This is a genomic window from Vibrio sp. V43_P6S15P86, from assembly GCF_009904725.1.
GTDB lineage: Bacteria > Pseudomonadota > Gammaproteobacteria > Enterobacterales > Vibrionaceae > Vibrio > Vibrio diabolicus.
This window is the reverse complement of sequence record NZ_WXWT01000272.1, coordinates 1-5,290: the sequence shown is the minus strand read 5'-3', so window position 1 is coordinate 5,290 and position 5,290 is coordinate 1. Positions and strand designations below refer to the sequence as shown.

Sequence of the window (5,290 nt, the reverse complement as noted above, 5' to 3'; positions counted from 1 at the left end):
CTCATCAAGACGCAATTCATTACACAGGCTGGGTTAGCCTTTTCACTTTACATGCACTGTGGCCATTTTTATGGATATGGGCAACATTGTGGCGCAAGGAGCGAGGCTGGGGCTTCAAACAACTAGAACAAGAAACCCACGACATTCATCAACGCCTTGAAGAACTCATCGACGAAGTCAACGAACTCAAAAACGAAGTATCGATGTTGAAACAACAAAAGATTCAGCAAAAGCCTTTGACTGAACAAAGTAAAGAGGACGAATAATGGATTTATTGCTGATTCTGACTTATGCAGCTCTTTGTATCGCCATTTTTAAAGTCTTTAATATTCCTTTGAACAAGTGGACTGTACCCACTGCCGTACTTGGCGGCGTAGTGTTGATAGGGACACTCGTGCTGCTTATGAACTACAATCACCCATTTACTCAGTTAGGTAACCAAGTATTCCCAACCACGCCCATCGTCTCTGGTGTACGTGGCCGCGTTGTGGAAGTGCCCGTTCAAGCGAACCAACCGCTCAAAACCGGCGATATTCTTTTCAAAATCGACCCTGTGCCTTTTGAAGCGGAAGTCGCACGCCTTGAAGCGAAAGTGAAAGAAGCAAGCCAAGGCGCGCTGGGTTTAGAGTCTGACTTGAGAGAAGCAGAAGCGGCAGTTTTGAAAGCGCAAGCCGATAGAGATAAAGCGCAAAGAGAATTTAGCCGATATCAAAGGGGCTTTGATCGCGGCGCGTTTACGGAACAAGATTTAGATACTCGACGCCAAGCGTACAAAGCGGCAGAAGCCATGTTAGACGTTGCCATTTTGCAGCAAGAGCAAGCACAGATCGCATTAGAGTCGGAAATCGGCGGTGAGAATACCCAAGTCGCGCAACTACTCGCTGAGCTACGTAAAGCAGAGTTCAACCTTGAGCAAACCGTCGTTCGTGCGCCAACCGATGGTTACGTTACGCAATTGGCTTTACGCCCTGGTGTGATGGCTGTGCCGTTGCCGCTTGCCCCTGCAATGACCTTCGTGCATACCGAAGACATTACGTACACCGCGGCATTCAGACAAAACTCGCTACAACGTTTGAAGGCAGGCTTTGAAGCGGAGTTTATGTTCCGTGCGATACCGGGCAAGGTATTCCGTGGCGAAGTCATCGACGTGATTCCAGCCATTGGTGAAAGCCAAATTCAAGCCAGAGGTGCTCTGCTTGGTACCGATGCCCTGCGCACAAGCGGACGTGTATTTGCGAAGCTGAAAATCACGGACGATTTGAGCGAATACCACCTACCAATGGGTACCGCGGTTGAAGTCGCCGTTTACTCAGACAGCTTTACTCACGTGTCAGTGATGCGCAAAGTGCTGATTCGCATGAAGAGCTGGCAGAACTATTTGTACCTAGACCATTAATGAACAGCTAGCTCATTCATTTATCGATGAAAATAGTATCAGAAAGTGTAATCGGGGGCTGGCAATCAGCCTCCGATTTCATTCTAGCCATCCAGACAGATAGCATTCCCACTTTTATCAATATTCTGTATAATGCGCGCCTTATTTTTAATGCTTGCTAAAAAACAAAGCCAGTCAAAGGGATACGTGAATCAAATCACACATTTCCTGAAGAAAAATAGAGCAAACAATAAGCAGCTTGGTTGTTTTGGATATATGTTACACAATCAAATAACCAATGCTTTCCAACAATATAAATGAACGTTCTTTAAAATCGACCATTGAACTGAGGTTATCTATGAATCTTTCTGCTAAAACCGTTGTGGTTATTGCAATTGGTGCTGCTCTTTACGGCATCGGTGGCTTACCTATGTTTGGCATCCCTGTGTTTGCAAACACAACGCTAAAACCAGCCATGGCAGTATTAGCATTATTCTCAGTACTATTTGGCCCACTTGTTGGCTTTTTGGTTGGTTTTATTGGCCACTGGGTCACTGACCTATTCGCAGGTTGGGGCGTATGGCTCACTTGGGTACTTGGTTCAGGTATTGTTGGTTTGATTATCGGTCTATTCCCTTCTCTAACGCGCTACCGTTTAGAGAAAGGCGATTTCAATATGAAAGACTTCGTGTTATTCGTAGTACTTGCGCTATTAGGCAACGTATTTGGTTACGGTTGCTCTGCATTCCTCGACACGATTTTATACGCAGAACCGTTCACTAAAGTGTTTACCCAGCTTTCAATTATCGCGATCGGTAACACCATTCTTATTGCTATTGTTGGCTTCTTCATTCTTAAGTCTGTCGCTAAACGTAACAAGCAAAGCCGTAACTTAACAGAGGCTTAATGTCGAATGACAATCGAATTTTCTAACTTCTCTTTTAGATATGAGTCGCTGGACAAACCGACGCTAAAAAATATCAATCTAAGGATAGAGAAAGGAGAGAAAATCGTCATTATCGGTCCAAGTGGTAGTGGTAAATCTACCCTTGGACAATGTCTTAACGGACTGATCCCACACGCAATCAAAGGGGAAACCAGTGGAACATTGACCATCAATGGTCAAGACACCGCCCCTTTCGACATGCACCAATACACTGAGCAAGTTGGCACCGTACTGCAAGATACGGACAGCCAATTCGTCGGTTTGAGCATTGGCGAAGACATCGCATTTGCGCTGGAAAACCAGCTAACTTCTAACATCGACATGTACCCATTGGTCAAAGCCACGGCCAAAATGGTCGACTTGGAACAGATGTTAGATCGCTCTCCCCACGATTTATCTGGCGGGCAGAAACAGCGTGTTTCTTTGGCGGGCATTCTCGTCGATGACGTCGATATCCTTTTGTTTGATGAACCACTAGCTGCGCTTGACCCTAAAACGGGTAAAAAAACCATCGAGATCATCGATGATCTACACCGCGAAACGGGCAAAACCATCATCATTATCGAGCACCGTCTTGAGGATGTACTGCATCGCTCTGTTGACCGAATTATTCTGATGGAAAGTGGTGAAATCATCGCAGATACCACACCAGATGAAATCTTAGCGTCCCCGCTTCTTGAAGAATACGGTATCCGTGAGCCTCTTTACCTTTCTGCTTTGAAAGAAGCAGGCTGCGCGATTGAAGGCGATGCAAAACCATCGAGCTTAAGCACATTGCCATTGGCGCAATACCAATCCGCCGTCAGCGCATGGTTTGAAGCCTCAAAAGCAACCAATGTTGAAAAGCAAGCCGAGACTCTTCTGGCTGTTCGTAACCTTACCTATTCATACGATGGTGAGAAAAACGCACTTGAAGACGTTAGCTTCGATGTAAAACGCGGCGAATTCGTTTCGGTTTTGGGTAAAAACGGTTCCGGTAAATCCACCATCACTAAGCTTGTGATGGGCGTGATTGAACCAGACCAAGGTTCGATGATCTTGAACGGCCAAGACTTAAACGAACTAACAATTTTCGAGCGCAGCCAAAAGGTTGGCGTGGTAATGCAAAACCCAAATCATATGATTTCGCATCACATGATTTTCGACGAAGTGGCTTTCGGCCTGCGTAACCGTGGCGTTGAAGAGAAACAAGTCGAAGCGAAGGTATTGGAAGTCCTTGAGCTGTGCGGTTTGAGCAAATACCGTCACTGGCCAATCGAAGCATTGAGCTACGGCCAGAAAAAGCGCGTAACCATTGCGTCAATTTTGGTATTGGAACCAGAGCTTCTGATCCTTGATGAACCGACGGCAGGTCAGGACTATCGAAACTACACGTCTATGCTGAGTTTCATCGAAAAGCTCAATCGCGAGTTGGGCGTAACCGTGATGATCATCTCTCATGACATGCATTTAGTGTTGGAATACACCTCGCGCTCTATCGTGATTGCAGACAGTAAATTAGTCGCGGATGCACCAATGACGCAGGTATTCAGCAGTCCAGAGCTACTAGACCAAGCAAACCTCACTACAACAAGTCTGTTTGAGTTGGCTACGAAAGTTGGCATCGAAGACACCAATGGCTTTATGCAGCATTTTATCAATGTAGAAAAAGCGCACCGCCAACGAAAAAGCGGCGAAGTAAACCAACCAGAGAAAGCAGTGGCATGAAAGACAACAAAATGAAGTTTGGTATCAACTACATCGATACCCAATCGCCACTTCATAAGTTGAATGGCATTACTAAGTTCTTGCTTTTCATTGCTTGGGTAACGGTGGTATTGACCACATTTGACTTGCGAATCATCGCGCTGTTGATCGTGCTTGGTTTAGGCTTATTGAAAATGACCAAAGTGCCCTTTCATGTCTACAAACCGCTGTTATTCGGTACAGGCACGGTATTACTGATCAATGCCCTGTTTATGTTCGCGTTAGCGCCGCAACAAGGTACTGAGTTCATGGGCTCATCAACGGTTTTACTCTCGTTACCCGGTAATTACTCGCTCACTCAAGAGACGTTGTTTTACTTAGTAACGGTGACGTTAAAATACTTCAGCATGTTCCCAATCGCGTTGGTGTTTGTATTTACCACTCATCCGACGGAGTTTTCAGCCAGCTTGAACCGCTTGGGTGTACCTTACAAAATCGCCTATGCCGTAAGCTTAACGCTGCGCTACTTGCCGGAAGTGAAAAAGGACTTTGTTAACATCATGCACGCGCAACAAGCACGCGGAGTAGAACTGAGCAAGAAGGCTCCGTTGTTCACTCGTATGAAGAACGTCGCGAAGATTCTTGGACCTCTGATTTTCTCTAGTTTGGACAGAGCCGATCAAATCTCAAACGCGATGACGCTACGTGGTTTTGGCCGTCACTCCTCTCGCACTTGGTACAGCCTAAAACCCCTGACCAAAGCCGATATGATCTGTATGGCGGGGATTGCGGTGATAGTGATTGCTGCGATCAGCAAGCGTGTTATGGACACACAACTGTTCTGGTATCCGTTTTAAATTCTGAAGCTTCAAACTAAACATAACGTGGTTAGTGTTGTGACCACGTTATCTTCCGTCTTTCCCCTCGGTAACTCGCCTGTTGGCTTCTTGCTTGCAAGTATTAAAAAGAAACGGTAATTTCAGCGGCTCGCTGATGTGCCAGAAAGTTGCTTATTTAAACGACCAACATGAACTAAACTCATCAGTTTTATCAGGGGCTTAATGATCAACTGCGCACTGCCCACGATGAAAAGCCAAGTGCCACTTTCAATCAACGAATCATTCAAAAAGAAAAAGCTACCAATTAAAAACCAAATAGCAATGAGTAGGTCGTTTGCAGCTCCTAACGCCTCATAGCGGCGCTGAATAACGATGTGACGGCTTCCTAGATCTAAATCCAACTCTCTGCCATGTATCTGCACTGTATAGCTCCCCTCTTATTGT

The 5,290-nt window shown here is 45.7% G+C and carries 6 protein-coding genes; 5 read left to right on the top strand and 1 reads right to left on the bottom strand.

Translation table 11 applies throughout. From position 1 onward, the window contains the following. From CAG69_RS12220 to CAG69_RS12200, 5 genes are all read left to right on the top strand, one after another. A partial coding sequence (locus CAG69_RS12220; RefSeq protein WP_161444395.1) for a DUF3302 domain-containing protein occupies positions 1-266 on the top strand: 266 nt, incomplete at its 5' end. Then, positions 266-1,396 (top strand): HlyD family secretion protein, encoded by a 1,131-nt coding sequence (locus CAG69_RS12215; protein WP_161444393.1) that lies wholly within the window; start codon positions 266-268, stop codon positions 1,394-1,396. The genes CAG69_RS12220 and CAG69_RS12215, both read left to right, overlap by 1 nt. 337 nt (positions 1,397-1,733) lie before the next feature. Beyond that, positions 1,734-2,282, top strand: coding sequence for an ECF-type riboflavin transporter substrate-binding protein (locus CAG69_RS12210; protein WP_006741939.1), 549 nt, complete (start codon positions 1,734-1,736; stop codon positions 2,280-2,282). A gap of 6 nt (positions 2,283-2,288) precedes the next feature. Beyond that, entirely contained in the window at positions 2,289-4,028 is a 1,740-nt protein-coding gene (locus tag CAG69_RS12205) for an ABC transporter ATP-binding protein (RefSeq protein WP_161444391.1), read from the top strand. Then, on the top strand, positions 4,025-4,864 hold the full coding sequence (locus CAG69_RS12200) for an energy-coupling factor transporter transmembrane component T family protein (protein ID WP_138939430.1): 840 nt from the start codon (positions 4,025-4,027) through the stop codon (positions 4,862-4,864). Before CAG69_RS12205 ends, CAG69_RS12200 begins: the two co-directional genes overlap by 4 nt. A 122-nt stretch (positions 4,865-4,986) precedes the next feature. Here the strand turns inward: CAG69_RS12200 and CAG69_RS12195 are convergent, their stop codons facing one another. After that, positions 4,987-5,268, bottom strand: coding sequence for a YrhK family protein (locus CAG69_RS12195; protein ID WP_025768568.1), 282 nt, complete (start codon positions 5,266-5,268; stop codon positions 4,987-4,989). Positions 5,269-5,290 lie beyond the last annotated feature (22 nt).